Genomic DNA, 15435 nt, shown 5'->3' with positions numbered 1-15435 from the left:
CCCGTCAGCGAAGATCTGAGCGGCAGCAGTCGGAAGGCAGTAACGCCGAGGGGCGGGGAAGCAATGCTTCCCCGCCCCTCGGACGTTTTGTTGCGCTACATGTCAGGCGTTTGGACGCTTGCCATGGTTAGCGGCGTTGCCCTTACGGCTGCGCTTCTTACGACCACGCTTACCCATGATTGGTCTCCCTTCTGTTTCTTTCGCGTCATTGTTTCACGCCGATGCCGGTGTGGTTCCATTGGCAGGTCGATCGAGTGATCCGTCGACGTATTTTCGTGGTCAGAGTGCAGTTCCGACAGAAGTGAGGTTCACGATGGCAGAAGACGTGCGCGCCGAGATGGTTTCGACGGTCTACCAGGTCGTCGTGAGCGAGGGAGACGTCGTTGCGGACGGCGACACCCTGGTCATCCTCGAATCCATGAAGATGGAGATTCCCGTCCTGGCCGAAGTTCCGGGAACGGTGACGACGGTGGGCGTCAAGGTCGGCGACGTGATTCAGCAAGGCGATCTGATCGCCGTGATCTCCTAAGCCGGACGATGTCCACTCTCAGTGACCTCCTCGCCGAACACACCGATCTTCCCGGTGCGGCGGTCGACCATCTCCAGCGCGTCGTGGGGGAGTGGCAACTGCTCGCCGACCTCTCCTTTGCCGACGTTCTCCTGTGGGTGGGCACCGAATCGGAGAAGAACCGATCCGAGGGGACGGTCATCTGCGTCGCGCATTGCCGGCCGACAACGGCATCGACGGCTTTTCCGGAGGACGCAGTCGGAACGGTCGTTTCCGAGTCCGAGCACCCGCAGGTTCTTCGCGCTCTCGTCGAGGGCCGCGTCGTGCGCGGGGAAGACGAGACGTGGCGTGAAGGAATGCCGCCGCGTCGGGAAGCCGTTCCGGTGCGTCTGGACGGGCGAGTCATCGCGGTTCTGAGCCGCGACACCAACCTGTCGCACCAGCGAGCGCAGAGTCCGCTCGAGCTCGCGTATCTCGATTGCGCCGAAGACCTGTGTCAGATGATCAGCGACGGAACCTTCCCGATCCGAGAATCGCGCTCCGACACGAACTCGAGCCCACGTGCGGGCGACGGCTTCATCCGTCTCGATACCGAAGGCACCGTCGTCTATGCCAGCCCGAACGCGCTCTCGGCCTATCACCGGATGGGTCTGAGTTCGGATCTGGTGGGCCAAGACCTCGCGGCGTTGACCCGTTCGTTGGTCACCGACCCGTTCGAGTCTCAGGAAGCTGCGGGATACATCCGAGATACGTTGGCGGACAAGCCCGGTCGCCGTATGGAGATCGAGGCGCGCGGGGCGACCGTTCTGCTGCGAGCCCTGGTTCTCAAGCCGGGCGGCCGGCATGTCGGTGCGGCGGTCGTCGTCCGCGACGTCACCGAGGTCAAGCGTCGTGATCGCGCTCTCCTGAGCAAGGACGCAACCATCCGCGAGATTCACCATCGAGTGAAGAACAACCTGCAAACCGTCGCGGCGCTTCTGCGTCTACAGGCCAGGCGAACCGGCAACGACGAAGCGCGACAGGCGTTGACAGAGTCGGTGAGGCGCGTGACGTCCATCGCCCTCGTTCACGACACCTTGTCGATGTCGGTGGACGAAGAGGTGGATCTCGACGAGGTGATCGACCGGTTGGTTCCCATGCTCTCCGATGTCGCGGGAGTGGGTGTGCCGGTGGCGATTCGGCGTGAGGGCAGTTTCGGAGTGTTCTCCGCCGAGCGCGCCACCCCGCTGGTCATGGTGCTGACGGAGTTGGTGCAGAACGCGATCGAGCACGCTTTCGATCCGGGAGTGACCGGCACGGTCACACTCAGCGCCGAGCGTTCTGCGCGCTGGTTGGACGTGATCATCCACGACAACGGGCGCGGCCTGCCGGAGAACTTCGACCTCGAGAAGTCCGATCGGCTCGGACTCCAGATCGTGCGGACTTTGTTGGGCGCCGAACTCGGTGGCTCGCTCGGACTGCACCCGGGAAGCGGTGGCGGCACCGACGCGGTTCTGCGTGTGCCGCTCGGTAGACGCACTGCGCGTTACTGATTCGAGCAGCGTTAGCGATTCGAGCAGACAAAAAGCCCGACACCATGTGGTGTCGGGCTGTCGTCTTCGACTGTGCGGAGGGGCTGTTCTCCGCCGCGAGTCGAACGTCTCGGTTCTACCTAGACGGAAGTGCGTGCACGGGTACGTGCGTTACGACGCTTGAGTGCGCGGCGCTCGTCTTCGCTCATTCCGCCCCAGACGCCTGCATCCTGACCGGACTCGAGAGCCCAGGACAGGCACTCGGCGGTGACGGGGCAGCGGTTGCAGACAACCTTGGCATCAGCGATCTGAGCGAGGGCCGGTCCACTGTTTCCCACCGGGAAGAACAGTTCGGGATCCTCGTCGCGACAGATTGCGTTGTGGCGCCAGTCCATCTTTTTTCGCTCCTTAATTGGGTGTGTATTCACACCATTTGGTACCAATGAGTTTGTGTGTGCGTCATCAATGTTTCCGCACTGTTACTTGTGAATGCTTTCACGAACTCGCGGTATGTCAATAGGTTTGAACGGGTTCGTGGGCCAACTCACTAATTTGTGACACACCTGACGGCCACCTGGGCGTCACCGGCATTTTACCCGATTTCGACTATTCGGCACCAGAGTTTTTGCAGGTCAAACGTGTTGCCTGACTCACGTCGGAATCGGTGCGAACACTTCCAGTGCATCCGGGACCGAGGTGAATTCGACTTTTTCGCGAAGTCCGATGTAGTCGCCGTCCATCTGCAGTCCGATCGGTCGCGACGATTCGATGGTGATTGTCGGGACGTCGTCGGTGCGTAGAAGGACCTTCGATTTCGGTTCTGCGCCGCGTGCGAGGAGCTGTCGCACAACCCGCAGAGACGGTAGGACTTTGGTGCTCGTCATAGCGAAGATGCCGAGTCCACTGTCGAAGGTCGTTCCCGGATTGGTGTGTACGGGACGCTCTTCCAGATATGTCCACGGGCTCGAGTTCGACACGAACGCGTAGTGGACTCCGGAGACGGGATCCTGATCGGGGAGGTGGACTGTCAGGGCGGGCTCGGCTCGCTTGGCACGGAAGAACGCCGCGATTGCGGTTCGGACGTACCGGGCGGGTGTGGCGGCGTCACCGTTCTTACGGCTGGCGTCGACGGCTTCGCATACATCGGCGTCGAGGCCCATTCCGGCGTTGAACGTGAACCAACGGTTGTCGCAGTGTGCGAGCCCGATTCGGCGTCTCGTTCGTTCCGAGAGTAGATCGACGAGTTGGTTTGTGGCGTCGATCGGGTCGGCGGCAATACCGAGTGAGCGCGCGAAAACGTTTGCCGAGCCTCCCGGGACGACAGCGATCGTCGGGATCGGACCGACCGGAACCGATTTCATCGACGCGGGATGCGGTGACCCGAGCAGTCCGTTGACCACTTCGTTGACCGTTCCGTCGCCGCCGTGGACGATCACCGAGCCGAAGCCGTCTTCGTGGGCTTCGCGCGCCAGTTCGGCAGCGTGTCCCCGATGTGTGGTGTGCGCCACAGTAAGTCGCACCCGACTCTCGAGGGCGTGTGCCAACAGGTCACGACCGGCAGCGGTGGTGGAGGTGGCATTGGGGTTGACGATCAGCAGTGCGCGCACGGGGCATGAGCCTATCCGGTGTCGTGTTCTAGGCTGGCCTCGTGCCGAATACCGCCAGTCCGAACGCCCTGCCCAAGACAGTCACATGGGCAGGTGCCCTCGTGACGCTGCAAGGGCTGGTTGCCGCCGGGTTCGCGATCGTCGCAGTGATTCGCGGCGCGACCGGCCACGATCAGAGCGTCACCAACGGATACGGATTTGCCGCCTGGGTCGCGATCCTCGGCGGCGCGGTGTTGGCAGCCGGTATCGCTTTGCTGACGGGCCGCCGGTGGGGCCGGGCAATCGCCGTCGTCGCGCAGTTGCTGCTCCTACCGGTCGCCTGGTCGCTCCTGACCGATTCGCATCAGGTGCCGCTCGGCATCGTTCTGGGTGTCGTCGTTCTCGGCGCTCTGGGCTGCCTGTTCTCGGCTCCGACGTCTCGATGGATGGCAGCGGAGTACGGAGCGTACGCAGACGAGGTGTCGCCGGAAGAGGGACGCCCGGACGAGACCGAAGAGCCGCGGGACAAGTAGGACGGAACGCCTACCCTGCTTCAGTCCTACTCAGCTTCGGCGGCAAGAGCTCCGAGGTGGGTGCCGGTCAGGCGATACGTGGTCCACTCCGTCTTCGCGTCGGCACCGAGTGACTCGTAGAACTTGATCGAGGGCGTGTTCCAGTTGAGCACCGACCAGGACAGCCGGGTGTAGTCGTTGTCGGTGCACTCCTTGGCGAGCGCGGCCAGAAGAGCCTTTCCGTGGCCTGATCCGCGCTGGCTGGGCTTTACGTACAGGTCTTCGAGGTAGATGCCGTGGGCGCCGTCCCACGTGGAGAAATTGCGGAACCACAGCGCCATGCCGACGACGTCGTCAGCCGAATTCACAGCGACGTGCGCGAAGGCCGTCGCGGCCGGCCCGAACAATGCCTCGCCGATCTGTTCCGCCTTCACGGTGCACTCGTCGAGGGCCTTCTGGTAGTCCGCCAACTCGTAGATCATGTCGGTGATCGGCTGGACGTCTGCGGGCGTGGCGCGTCGGATCATGGGGAGAATCTTAAGCCTCAAGCCTCCACGAGCGGCGGCACGTTGTGATGGACGAGGTGGCTGGCGCCGTGCTCGTAACCGAGAACCGTGTAAGCGCCCGGGAACAACGCGAAACGCTTTCCTTCGGTGACCGGGAGCTCGAGCCAGCGGGCGATGAGCGCGCGGGAGAAGTGGCCGTGCCCGATCAGGATCACGTCCCGCTCGGGTAGCTGCGAACGCACCATCGACAGCACCATGTCGGTGCGGGCATGGATCTGATCGGTCTGCTCGCCGCCGGGGCACGGGTGTGTCCAGACGGTCCAATCGGGCACCGTTGCGCGGATCTCGGGCGTCGTGAGGCCTTCGTAGTCGCCGTAGTCCCATTCGGAAAGTGCATCCCAGGTTCGCTCTTCCGGCAGGCCGGCGAGATCACCCGTCAACTGTGCGCGCAGCCGCGGACTCGTCAGAATCATGGGGTTCCGGAGGTCGAGGGTTCGCAAGCGATTTCCGGTCGCGGTTGCCTGCATCTCGCCGAGCGGAGTCAGCGGAACCTCGGTCCGGCCCGTGTGTTTCCCGGTGCGTGCCCACTCGGTTTCACCGTGGCGCATGAGTACGACGCGAGCACCGAGGGGGATCGAAGAGGGGGCGGACTGGGAGGTCATGTCGACCATCATTGCAGGCTGCCTCGCGTGTGTAGCTCGCCTCCTGGCGCGAAGTGCGCAAGGATCTACGTGTGACGACGGTTCTCGCAGTGGCGAATCAAAAGGGCGGCGTGGCTAAAACCACTACCGTCGCTTCTCTCGGTGCGGCTTTGTCCGCGCTCGGACAACGAGTTCTGGTGGTGGATCTCGACCCGCAGGGCTGCCTGACGTTCTCGCTCGGACACAACCCGGATCGCCTCGAGCGTTCGGTCAACGAGGTCCTGGCGGGTGATCTCGACGCGGTCGACGCCGTGCTGAAAACGGACGACGGTATGGATCTCCTGCCGGCCACCATCGATCTCGCGGGCGCCGAAGCGCTGCTCCTGATGCGACCCGGTCGAGAGTTCGCGCTCAAGCGGGCGCTGTCTCCGCTCCTGGGTTCTTACGACGTCATCATCATCGACTGCCCACCGTCGTTGGGTGTGCTCACACTCAACGGATTGACTGCGGCGCAGTCGGTTCTGGTTCCACTGCAATGCGAAACCCTCGCACACCGCGGCGTCGGACAGCTGCTGCGTACGGTTCGTGAAGTCCAAGCCATCACCAACCCGGATCTTGTTCTGCTCGGCGCACTTCCGACTCTGTACGACGCTCGAACCACGCACAGTCGCGACGTACTCGCTGACGTCAGTGACCGCTACTCCCTCGCCGTTCTGGCGCCGCCGATTCCACGGACCGTCAAGTTCGCCGAGGCCTCTGCTTCCGGCGCGACGGTCCTTGCCGGGCGAAAGAACAAGGGCGCGGATGCCTATCGAGAACTCGCCGACAATCTCGTAAAGCATTGGGCTGGAAATGAAGTCGTGACTTTCGCGCCGGAACTGGCGCTCTGAGGAAGGCGAGAGCTTCTAGCGCAGCGCGAACAAGGTATCGCCGCGCTGTTCCAGAATCGTCTCGCCCGCACTGGCGAGCACGATCGGCGTCGTCGTCTCACCGCGGTCGACTGCGATCATGCGCTGCACCGCTCCGTCCGACGGGCTGACGGCTGCAATGCCGCCCGGAACGGGGATGAGCATCTGACCGGCGACCATGCTTCCGGGCCCGGACGTTCCGTTGACTATCCACGTCGGAGCCAGATCGCTCAGGCGGAGGTTGACGGTCTGCGAGCCGGTCCACCAGGTGATCGAAGCTTTGTCGGCGTGGGTGCGGGCCCCTTCGGTCACCGCTCCCTCGATCGGATAGTCGACGATCGGATTGCCGGTTCCGTCGAAAATGGTGATGCGAGAAGCGGTTCCGTTGGCGGCAGGGAGGTAGACGGCCGTCTTCTCGCCGGCCACGGCAAGCAGGCGGGCGCCTTCGGAGTCGAGGAGAATCGAGGATCCGTACTCTTCGGGTTCCTGGGCGTCCTTCGGTGCGGGGTTCATCACCGTCAACCTGTTGGAGGCTTCACCCGGGCAACGCTCGAGTACCGAGACTCGGTTGGCGCTCGACGCAGCGTCGAGCAGCGTGCATCCGGTGCGGGGTTGCTTGTTCGGATTGACCTTCGCGTCGACCCTGCCGTACTCGAGAGTTCGGACGAGGTCCGAGCGCCACAGTTCCATTCGCTCACTGCCGCGTGAGATCAGATAGGTGCCGTCCGCCGACAAGGTGACCGCGGAATCGGCGTCGCTGTTGCGCTGGTCCTTTCGGGCGCCGGTGTCGGCGACCAGTGACGTGACCTGAGAGCAACCGCGATTGTCCTGATAGACGCTGACGACGCGATCCCACGAACCGATCGCACCGCACAGGGGAATGTTGCGCGCGTATCGCCACACTTCTTCGCCTGTTGCCGGGTCGCGGCCGATCACGTCGGAACCGTCGGCGGTGACGACGGCATTTCCGACGGTGATGGGTGCCGTCGAGTCGGCACTGGGAGATTCCCACGTCTGCTTCAGGATGTCGGGTAACAACACCGACGTCGACAGAGGTGGGAGTGGAGATTCGGCGGTGACCGAGGTGGTTCCGCGCGCATCACTGCGCAACCACACCACGGTCACCGCCACGATTACGGCCAGCGCGATTGCCAGCGCACCGATCACATCTGAGCGAGTACGCCTTTCGGGAGCCAGCACATCGGCAGCTTACTCTGCGGCGCCTGCCGTCGCGGAAGCCGCGGGGCGACGACGCCGACGGCGACGCGGCTTGGCCGCTCCGTCTTCGTCCGAGTTCTCGGTAGCGGTTGCAGCCGGTGCCGAAGGGGGAGCTGTGGTGGCGCCGGCGGTGGTGGACGTCGCGGCGTCGGTCGAAGCACCGGCGCGGGTACGGCGGCGAGTCCGGTTGCGACGAGGCGCGGCCTTCTCTTCGTTGCCGTCGGCGTCGGCCGTCTTCGGCGCGTCTGCTTTGTCCGTTGCCGCCTTGTCGGTTGCAGCCTTCTCAGGGGCGGCCTTGGCCCTGCGAACAGTGCCCTTGGCGTCAGCCGGAATCGACAGCTCTTCGTAGAGGTGCGGCGAGCTCGAGTACGTCTCGACCGGATCGGGGATTCCGAGGCTCAGTGCCTTGTCGATGAGCTGCCAGCGAGGAATGTCGTCCCAGTCGACCAGCGTGACGGCGATACCGGTGCGTCCGGCGCGGCCGGTGCGACCGATGCGGTGGACGTAGGTCTTCTCGTCCTCGGGGCACTGGTAGTTGATGACGTGGGTGACATCGTCGATGTCGATGCCGCGTGCGGCGACGTCGGTGGCGACCAGCACGTCGACCTTGCCGTTGCGGAAGCCCTTCAGGGCCTTCTCGCGGGCAATCTGTCCGAGGTCACCGTGGACGGCACCGACGGAGAAACCGCGCTCGGCGAGATCGTCGGCGACTTTCTGGGCTGTGCGCTTGGTACGGGTGAAGATCATCGTCGCGCCGCGGCCTTCGGCCTGCAGAACACGGGCGACCATCTCGGCCTTGTCGAGAGCGTGCGCACGGTAGATGTGCTGGCTCGTGCGGTCGTGCACTGCGGAGGATTCGGCTTCCTCGGCGCGAATGTGCGTCGGCTGCGTCAGGAAGGTGCGAGCCAGGGTGATGATCGGGCCTGGCATCGTGGCGGAGAAGAGCATCGTCTGACGCTTGTCGGGGACCATGCCCATGAGGCGTTCGATGTCGGGGAGGAATCCGAGGTCGAGCATTTCGTCGGCCTCGTCGAGGACGAGAACGCCCACTTTGCCCAGGATCAGGTGCGACTGGTTGGCCAGGTCGAGCAGGCGACCCGGGGTGCCGACGACAACGTCGACGCCCTTCTGCAGTGCCGAGATCTGCGCCTCGTACGGCCGACCGCCGTAGATGGGCAGAACCTGGAGACCTCGGTCGCCGACTCGGAGGTACTTGCTGGCGTTCTCGAGGTCGCGAGCGACCTGGATGCACAGTTCGCGGGTGGGAACGATGATCAGAGCGCGAGGCGTGCCGTCGAGGACAGCCGTGCCGTTCTCGGCGGTGACGATGCGATGCAGGAGCGGGACGCCGAAACCGAAGGTCTTGCCCATTCCGGTGCGGGCCTGACCGATGAGGTCGTCACCAGCGAGAGCCAACGGAAGGGTGAGTTCCTGGATGGCGAAGGTGCGCTCGATGCCGATCTCGTTCAGTGCGCGGACGATTTCGTCGCGGACACCGAGTTCGGCGAAGCTCGGGGGTACATGGGTGTCGTCGAGCTGGACGGAAACGGTGTTCTCGGTTGCTTCGTCTTCGTGGTCGACAGTGATCTTGCTCAGGGGACTAGCCTTTCCTCGTGGCGGTACGCACGCACAAGGTAAGGGGCCAGGCCGTAAATCGGCCGATGTCGATGCCCTCTTTTTCTTCGGTCATGCCTACGCCTCAGCACTGAATTCCACTCGGACGAATTCGAACCGTCCGGAGATCTCGGCGAAGCGGGCAACAACCGTCGATGCAGGTGCGCGCACATTATCGGTGGGGTCCGCGTGAGCACAGTCGTGTCGGCTGACCTAAAGCAGCCGTCCCGGCTAATCACAAGAGCCGGGGGAACTGGCGAACTCCCAAGACCATTGTAGCTGCACGTTGTCCGCCCCTCGCGATGACATGTCGAAGATCACCGAATCGGACATGCGGTCCTTGGCGGTCGCGTCGGCCGTCGAAGCACTACAGTTCGTAGTCATGGGCGCACACGATCTTGATGCTTCGACGGACGCTGGAACCGGAGGCCGAGTCGCTTCCGATCACCCCGGCGTGATCGATTTGTTTGCCGTTCTTGCCTACGGCGAGATTTCGGCGTTCTACCGGTTGGCGGAGGACGCACAAATGGCACCGGACCTGCGAGGCAAGGTGGCGTTCGCCAGCATGGCCGCCGCCGAGATGGACCACTTCGAGACTCTGGAAACGGCGCTGACGGAACGTGGCCACGAGATCTTTGCCGTCATGGACCCGTTCGTTCGTGCTCTCGACAACTATCACGCGTCGACGACACCGTCGACGTGGCTGGAATCGCTCGTGAAGGCGTACGTCGGCGACGGAATCGCTGCCGATTTCTACCGCGAGATCGGGCACTCCCTCCCGGCGGATGTCGCCGAGATCGTCGAGGACGTGCTGTCCCAGACGGGCCACTCGGAGTTCGTGGTGCTCGAGGTGAAGGCAGCAGTGGAGGCCAGCACCCGCGCCAAGGACCGGCTGATGTTGTGGGGACGCCGTCTTCTGGGTGAAGCAATCACGCAGGCGCAGTTCGTGCTGGCGCAGCGTGAGGACCTCACGGATCTGGTGATCTCGGCCTCGGGTGACCTCAACGGAGTTGTCGCGTTGTTCGACGGTATGCAGGCAAAGCACGCCGAGCGGATGGCGATTCTCGGACTCGTCTAGGTGCCTGTTCGCTCTGGGCACAGCGTGCAGAGGAGCGTGGGCGGTCGCTGCTGCATTAGCCTTGCGTCGACAACGGATGTAATTCACGAACAGTTCGGAGGTTGACCGTGGAGGTCAAGATCGGTGTAATCGACAGCCCGCGTGAGCTCATCGTCAACAGCGAACAGACCCCTGACGAGGTCGAGACACTGGTCGCGGCTGTCCTCGGTGGCCGCGAGCCGGTTCTGGCTCTCGTCGACGACAAGGGCCGCAAGTTCCTGGTGCAGGCTTCTCGTGTGGCGTACGTGGAGATCGGTCCGTCCGATATCCGCAAGGTCGGATTCGCGCCTACCGTCTGACGCGTAGCTGTAACAGCAGAATGGGCGGGCAGTCGTGAGACTGCCCGCCCATTCTCGTTCGGGTTCCGGTTACTTGGTTTCGGCCTGCAGCGGCACGTGTGAGAGACCGCCCCACGCCAGTGTCACGGTGATTTCCACGGCCTCTTCCTTGGGGATCGGCCGCGCGGCTTCGAGCCAGTACCGCGCCGTGAACTGGCTGGCACCGACCAGACCGACGGCAAGAATGCGCGCGCGATACGGATCGAGTCCGGAATCCTGACTGACCAGGTCGAACACGGCGTCGACGCAGGCTTCGGTGGCTTGTTCGACGCGTGTCTGGACCTGAGGTTCGCCCATGATGTCGGACTCGAACACCAGGCGGAAGCCCTGCGAGTCGTTGTCGACGAAGTCGAAGAACGCCTGGACTGCGGCGCGGACACGCTGTTTGTTGTCCGTCGTCGATCGCAGGGCCTGGCGTACACCCGAGATGAGGCTGTCGACATAACTCTGCAGGACTGCGACATACAGTTCGAGCTTGCCTGGAAAGTGTTGGTACAGGACTGGCTTGCTGACACCGGCACACTCGGCGATCTCGTCCATGCCGGCCGAGTGGTACCCGTTCGCGACGAATACCTCACTTGCAGCTGCGAGGAGCTGGAGGCGGCGCGCATCGCGGGGGAGTCGGGTGCTGCGACGTGTTCCGGCAGGCTTGCCAGCCGTTGTACCGCGATCGGAGTCTGTCCGATCCGCGAGTTCTGTCATGTCGCTTCCAATCTGAGCAAAAGTAAATTCGGTCGGCGCGCGGATCCGCGAGTCGCGTGTGCGTACCCGCCAGTATCCTCCGTCACACCGGTCGTAGCCGAATGAACGATACCGTGTGTCGCCCGGGCGAGTCGCGCGTGCCTCGGTGAGCGAGACCAGCGGTCTTTCTCGTTACAGGACGGGTTGCCATGACACGCCAGGACCAGCATGTTTCGGTCAGCCCGGGCGAGCGACTTGCCGTGTGTGAGATTCTGGACGACGTGACTGACCCAGGGGGACCGCGCATGCGTGGACGAACTACGCAGAACCCTGAACGTGAGGAACGTCGAATGCGTAGCGGAACTGGAGCGCCCCGCGACGAACGTCGGCCAGAGGTGCCGGATGATCGTGCCTACGGCGAACGCGACTATCGCGGCATTTCCTCCCATCAGCCCTTGCGTGCCCAGTGGGATCCGACCAAACGAGAAGTGGGCCGAACCCCGCGTAATCCGCGGCCGGACCGGGCAGCGCGAAAGCAGAGCAAGCTCGGGCGCTTCGTCTCGACCTACGGTTGGCGGGCCTACGCGATTCCGGTTCTCGTGGTGCTCACCATCCTTGTGATCGTCGACGCAGTACGTCCGGACGCCACGGACACCGCGAGCAAGACGTCGGCCACTGCCGACCTCGCACACAGCACCGACGGAACCGACGTCATCGGTGCGCCGCCGGCCGGAGACGGAACCTTTGCGTCGTCGATACCGTCCGGCGCTCTCCCCGACGGTGGTCCGTTCACCGTCGCGGGCGGCGGAACGTGGCACGTCGTACCGGGTACGACGGGCAAGGTCGGACAGGGAACCGAACGCGAGTTCACGTACACGGTCGAGATCGAGGACGGCGTCGACACGACCGGTTTCGGCGGTGACGAATCGTACGGACGCATGGTCGATCAGACGCTGGCAAATCCGAAGAGTTGGACCAATGACCCCAAGGTCGCGTTCCGGCGCGTCGACGCGGGCGAGCCGGACTTCCGGATCTCCTTGACCTCGCAGATGACTATCCGTGAAGGCTGCGGATACGAGATCGAACTCGAAGGATCCTGCTACAACCCGAGCATGGACCGAGTCCTGCTCAACGAACCGCGCTGGGTGCGAGGCGCCATTTCGTTCCAGGGTGACATTGGTTCGTATCGGCAGTATCAGATCAATCACGAGGTCGGCCATGCCATCGGATACGCCGCCCATCAGCCGTGCGAGACCGAAGGTGGACTCGCACCGATCATGATGCAGCAGACCTTCGGAACCGCGAACAACGACATCGCTAGGCTTGATCCCGAGGGCGTCGTTCCGATGAACGGACTCACGTGCCGCTTCAATCCGTGGCCGTACCCTCGAGCGTGACCGGATCGAGAATCCCTGATCTCGTCTTGAACTAGGAGTGTTTCGCGGTGTCTGCAACACCCGTCGTATTGCCACCACTGGTGGAGCCGGCAGCCGAGTTGAGCCGGGAGGAAGTTGCCAGATACAGCCGGCACCTGATCATCCCGAACGTGGGCATGACCGGCCAGAAGCGGCTCAAGAATGCGCGAGTCCTGTTCATCGGCGCCGGTGGATTGGGTTCGCCTGCACTGCTCTATCTCGCGGCCGCAGGAGTGGGCACCATCGGGATCGTCGAGTTCGACGAGGTCGACATGTCGAACCTGCAGCGTCAGGTGATTCACGGACGCTCCGACGTCGGACGCCCTAAGTCGGTCAGCGCGAAGGAGTCGATTCTCGAGATAAACGAGCACGTCGACGTCCGGTTGCACGAATTCCGCCTGGACAACTCCAACGCCGTCGAACTGTTCTCGGAGTACGACCTGATCCTGGACGGTACGGACAACTTCGCGACGCGGTACCTCGTCAACGATGCCGCCGTCATCGCCGGAAAGCCGTACGTGTGGGGCTCGATCTACCGCTTCGAAGGGCAGGTCTCGGTCTTCTGGGAAGACGCCCCGGACGGCGCGGGACTGAATTATCGCGATCTTTACCCGGAGGCGCCGCCGCCCGGCATGGTCCCCTCGTGCGCCGAGGGCGGTGTTCTCGGAGTCCTGCCTGCGACCGTCGGTTCGATCATGGCGACCGAGGCGGTCAAGCTCATCACGGGGATCGGCGAACCGCTTCTCGGGCGCCTGATGATCTACGACGCTCTTGCGATGACGTTCCGGACGATCCGCCTTCAGCGTGATCCGACCCGCGTGCCGGTCACCGCCTTGATCGACTACGACGCGTTCTGCGGCGTCGTGTCCGAAGAGGCGAGCGCTGCTGCTGTCGGTTCTACGATCACGGCGCCGGAGCTGGAGGCCATGATCGGCGAGGGACGATCGATCGAGCTGGTAGACGTACGAGAACCGGTTGAATGGGACATCATGCATCTGCCGGGGGCGGTGCTGATCCCGAAGGACCGCATCCTTTCCGGTGAAGCTCTGGCGACGTTGCCGCAGAACAAGCAGATAGTTCTGTACTGCAAAACCGGCATTCGTTCGGCCGAGGCACTGGCCTTTCTCAAGAACGCCGGTTTCTCCGACGCAGTTCATGTTCAAGGCGGCGCGATCGCCTGGGCGAACCAGGTGGATGCGAGTCTGCCGGTCTACTAGGCGCGCCTCGCGGGAGGCGGCGCCGCGCACCGGTAGCGTTGGGGTGTGAGCACAGGCCAACCTCCCCAGCACGTGTGCTCCACCTTCGGCCTCCGTGAAGTCGATCCCATCCCACTCGGTGCGGATTGGGACGGCGGGTGGCTGTGTGGAGACGTCGTCCTTTCAGCAGTCGCGGATCATGCCCGCGCAGCGTGGTCGGCGAAGGTGCGAGAGAACCTCGAAGTCGACGGCGTTCGGCTGGCTCGACCGGTGCGTTCGACTGACGGTCGTTACGTCGTCTCGGGCTGGCGCGCCGACACATTCATCGTCGGATCGCCGGAACCACGTCACGACGAAGTGGTCTCGATGTCCTGCCGACTGCATGCGGCGACGGCCTCGCTCGAGCGCCCGCGCTTCCTTGCACAACCGCCGGTGCCGCCGTGGGCCGAGGTCGACGTATTCGTCGCCGCTGATCGCGCGGCATGGGAAACGGTTCCGCTGAGGATCGCGAAGGGCGTCGAGCAACTCGAGACGCCCACTCCTGACGGTCGCAAAAGTCTGGAACTGATTGCCGGGCTCGCTACTTTGCGGAAGCCGGTGCAGAGCCCGGACCAGCTCGTGCACGGCGATCTGTTCGGGACGGTGCTGTTCTCGGGCAGTATGGCCCCCGGAATCACCGACATCACGCCGTATTGGCGACCGGCTGCGTGGGCCGCTGCCGTCGCTGTGGTCGACGCGATCTCGTGGGGCGGTGCCGACGAGGCACTGGTCGGCCGGTGGGAAGACCTTCCCGAGTGGCCGCAGATGCTTCTACGTGCGGTGATGTTCCGCTTGGCAGTTCATGTTCTGCATCCCCGCTCGACGGCGGACGCGTTCCCGGGGTTGGCCCGTACTTCCGACATCGTGCGCTTGCTGCTCTAGATCGGGGCGCCGGTACCGAAGTCCGAGACCAGGCCCTCGAACAGCTCGCGTGCGGCGTTCGAGGCGGCCACGGTGTTCCCGTCGACGACAGCGTTGACGAGGTTCGCGTGCTGCGAGTGGAATCCTTCGCCGGTTGCATCGATGTGCTGTTGGATCGTGGTCTCGATGACCGGGAGCAGGGAGTCGTAGAACTCCAGGTAGACCTCGTTGTGGCTGGCCGCGACGATTGCTCGGTGCAGGGCGACGTCAGCGGTGGTGGCAGCGTCGATGTCCTGACCCTCCCATGACGCGGTGCGAAGCTCGAGTAGTCGCGTCAGTTCGGCGATGTCGTCTTCGGTTCGCCGTGCGGCGGCGAGGGTGGCCGCGGTGATGTCGAGTGCGCGCCGAAGTTCGAGTACGTCCCGTTGGTGGGCACCGGCAAAGTAGTTGCCGAGAGTGCCACCGAGGTCGGAGACAGCAACGACGTAGGTACCCGATCCCTGACGACGTTCCAGCATTCCGGCGTGAACAAGCGCCTGGACCGCCTCGCGCACGGTATTGCGACCGGTCCCGGTCAGCTCCGACAGTTCCGGTTCGGTGGGGATTTTGGAACCGATCGGCCAGGTCCCGCTCCGGATCTCGTTGCGGAGTTGTTCGGTGACCTGCGAGATGAGACTTGCGCGTCGAACGGGTTGCACGTGGTTGTTTCCTCGGGTCCGGGTAAGTGGTGTGAATGTGACGTTAGATTACCGCGCTTGTGCGAGTTCGTCCGGTCATCCTATGA

At 63.7% G+C, this 15435-nt stretch carries 18 protein-coding genes; 9 read left to right on the top strand and 9 right to left on the bottom strand.

Translation table 11 applies throughout. The annotated features are described in order from the left end of the window. Positions 1–102: 102 nt before the first annotated feature. Complete coding sequence (locus tag QM596_RS29795) at positions 103–177, bottom strand: 50S ribosomal protein bL37 (RefSeq protein WP_022597109.1); 75 nt, start codon at positions 175–177, stop codon at positions 103–105. A 136-nt stretch (positions 178–313) separates the two neighbouring features. Here QM596_RS29795 and QM596_RS14110 point away from each other — a divergent pair, with 136 nt between their 5' ends. Together QM596_RS14110 and QM596_RS14105 are read left to right on the top strand one after the other, a co-directional pair. Then, a complete protein-coding gene (locus tag QM596_RS14110) occupies positions 314–529 on the top strand; it encodes a biotin/lipoyl-binding carrier protein (RefSeq protein ID WP_007731208.1) in 216 nt (71 codons plus the stop codon). 8 nt (positions 530–537) lie between these two features. Then, positions 538–2040, top strand: coding sequence for a sensor histidine kinase (locus QM596_RS14105; RefSeq protein ID WP_019747797.1), 1503 nt, complete (start codon positions 538–540; stop codon positions 2038–2040). Positions 2041–2159: 119 nt separating this feature from the next. Here the strand turns inward: QM596_RS14105 and QM596_RS14100 are convergent, their stop codons facing one another. Next, on the bottom strand, positions 2160–2414 hold the full coding sequence (locus QM596_RS14100) for a WhiB family transcriptional regulator (RefSeq protein ID WP_003940950.1): 255 nt from the start codon (positions 2412–2414) through the stop codon (positions 2160–2162). A 255-nt stretch (positions 2415–2669) separates the two neighbouring features. Then, on the bottom strand, positions 2670–3626 hold the full coding sequence (locus QM596_RS14095) for a diacylglycerol/lipid kinase family protein (protein ID WP_019747798.1): 957 nt from the start codon (positions 3624–3626) through the stop codon (positions 2670–2672). A 41-nt stretch (positions 3627–3667) separates the two neighbouring features. Between QM596_RS14095 and QM596_RS14090 the strand changes: the two genes are divergently transcribed. Next, entirely contained in the window at positions 3668–4138 is a 471-nt protein-coding gene (locus tag QM596_RS14090) for a membrane protein (protein ID WP_019747799.1), read from the top strand. A gap of 26 nt (positions 4139–4164) precedes the next feature. On the opposite strand, the gene QM596_RS14085 is transcribed toward QM596_RS14090, so the two are convergent. Beyond that, entirely contained in the window at positions 4165–4644 is a 480-nt protein-coding gene (locus tag QM596_RS14085) for a GNAT family N-acetyltransferase (protein WP_003940724.1), read from the bottom strand. Positions 4645–4661: 17 nt separating this feature from the next. Further along, entirely contained in the window at positions 4662–5285 is a 624-nt protein-coding gene (locus QM596_RS14080) for an acid phosphatase (RefSeq protein ID WP_019747801.1), read from the bottom strand. A gap of 71 nt (positions 5286–5356) precedes the next feature. Here QM596_RS14080 and QM596_RS14075 point away from each other — a divergent pair, with 71 nt between their 5' ends. Next, on the top strand, positions 5357–6154 hold the full coding sequence (locus QM596_RS14075; protein ID WP_003940948.1) for a ParA family protein: 798 nt from the start codon (positions 5357–5359) through the stop codon (positions 6152–6154). Between the two features lie 15 nt (positions 6155–6169). On the opposite strand, the gene QM596_RS14070 is transcribed toward QM596_RS14075, so the two are convergent. Together QM596_RS14070 and QM596_RS14065 are read right to left on the bottom strand one after the other, a co-directional pair. After that, entirely contained in the window at positions 6170–7372 is a 1203-nt protein-coding gene (locus QM596_RS14070; RefSeq protein WP_042951421.1) for an Rv3212 family protein, read from the bottom strand. Between the two features lie 9 nt (positions 7373–7381). Further along, on the bottom strand, positions 7382–8986 hold the full coding sequence (locus tag QM596_RS14065) for a DEAD/DEAH box helicase (protein ID WP_030244557.1): 1605 nt from the start codon (positions 8984–8986) through the stop codon (positions 7382–7384). Between the two features lie 400 nt (positions 8987–9386). Between QM596_RS14065 and QM596_RS14060 the strand changes: the two genes are divergently transcribed. Next, positions 9387–10082: a ferritin-like fold-containing protein gene (locus QM596_RS14060; RefSeq protein WP_029255047.1), complete on the top strand. Its 696-nt coding sequence runs from the start codon at positions 9387–9389 to the stop codon at positions 10080–10082. A gap of 107 nt (positions 10083–10189) precedes the next feature. Continuing rightward, on the top strand, positions 10190–10420 hold the full coding sequence (locus QM596_RS14055; protein WP_003942312.1) for a DUF3107 domain-containing protein: 231 nt from the start codon (positions 10190–10192) through the stop codon (positions 10418–10420). Positions 10421–10489: 69 nt separating this feature from the next. Here QM596_RS14055 and fasR read toward each other — a convergent pair whose 3' ends face one another. Next, complete coding sequence (gene fasR / locus QM596_RS14050) at positions 10490–11161, bottom strand: HTH-type transcriptional activator FasR (RefSeq protein WP_003942309.1); 672 nt, start codon at positions 11159–11161, stop codon at positions 10490–10492. A gap of 329 nt (positions 11162–11490) precedes the next feature. On the opposite strand from fasR, the gene QM596_RS14045 reads away from it, so the two are divergent. From QM596_RS14045 to QM596_RS14035, 3 genes are read left to right on the top strand one after another with little or no spacing between them, the layout of a single operon-like run. Continuing rightward, positions 11491–12537 (top strand): DUF3152 domain-containing protein, encoded by a 1047-nt coding sequence (locus tag QM596_RS14045; protein WP_153212496.1) that lies wholly within the window; start codon positions 11491–11493, stop codon positions 12535–12537. Between the two features lie 47 nt (positions 12538–12584). After that, the gene (moeZ, locus tag QM596_RS14040; protein ID WP_283309221.1) at positions 12585–13772 is read left to right on the top strand and encodes an adenylyltransferase/sulfurtransferase MoeZ; all 1188 of its coding nucleotides are present in this window, start codon (positions 12585–12587) and stop codon (positions 13770–13772) included. A gap of 45 nt (positions 13773–13817) precedes the next feature. Beyond that, positions 13818–14672, top strand: coding sequence for a TIGR02569 family protein (locus tag QM596_RS14035; RefSeq protein ID WP_007731227.1), 855 nt, complete (start codon positions 13818–13820; stop codon positions 14670–14672). Here QM596_RS14035 and QM596_RS14030 read toward each other — a convergent pair. Then, positions 14669–15349 carry a FadR/GntR family transcriptional regulator gene (locus QM596_RS14030; protein ID WP_020907120.1) on the bottom strand — a complete coding sequence of 227 codons (681 nt, stop codon included), beginning with the start codon at positions 15347–15349 and terminating at the stop codon, positions 14669–14671. The genes QM596_RS14035 and QM596_RS14030 overlap by 4 nt on opposite strands. Positions 15350–15435 lie beyond the last annotated feature (86 nt).

The organism is Rhodococcus sp. IEGM 1406, from assembly GCF_030056745.1.
GTDB classification, from domain to species: domain Bacteria; phylum Actinomycetota; class Actinomycetes; order Mycobacteriales; family Mycobacteriaceae; genus Rhodococcus_F; species Rhodococcus_F erythropolis.
Note: the sequence above shows the minus strand (reverse complement) of the source record. Positions and strands in the feature narration are given on the sequence as shown.

Excerpts from the sequence above, each read along its gene's own strand:
- QM596_RS14110 (WP_007731208.1), top strand. The coding sequence starts at position 314 with ATGGCAGAAGACGTGCGCGCCGAGATGGTTTCGACGGTCTACCAGGTC.
- QM596_RS14105 (WP_019747797.1), top strand. The coding sequence starts at position 538 with ATGTCCACTCTCAGTGACCTCCTCGCCGAACACACCGATCTTCCCGGT.
- QM596_RS14100 (WP_003940950.1), bottom strand. The coding sequence starts at position 2,414 with ATGGACTGGCGCCACAACGCAATCTGTCGCGACGAGGATCCCGAACTG.
- QM596_RS14085 (WP_003940724.1), bottom strand. The coding sequence starts at position 4,644 with ATGATCCGACGCGCCACGCCCGCAGACGTCCAGCCGATCACCGACATG.
- QM596_RS14080 (WP_019747801.1), bottom strand. The coding sequence starts at position 5,285 with ATGACCTCCCAGTCCGCCCCCTCTTCGATCCCCCTCGGTGCTCGCGTC.
- QM596_RS14060 (WP_029255047.1), top strand. The coding sequence starts at position 9,387 with ATGGGCGCACACGATCTTGATGCTTCGACGGACGCTGGAACCGGAGGC.
- fasR (WP_003942309.1), bottom strand. The coding sequence starts at position 11,161 with ATGACAGAACTCGCGGATCGGACAGACTCCGATCGCGGTACAACGGCT.
- QM596_RS14045 (WP_153212496.1), top strand. The coding sequence starts at position 11,491 with ATGCGTAGCGGAACTGGAGCGCCCCGCGACGAACGTCGGCCAGAGGTG.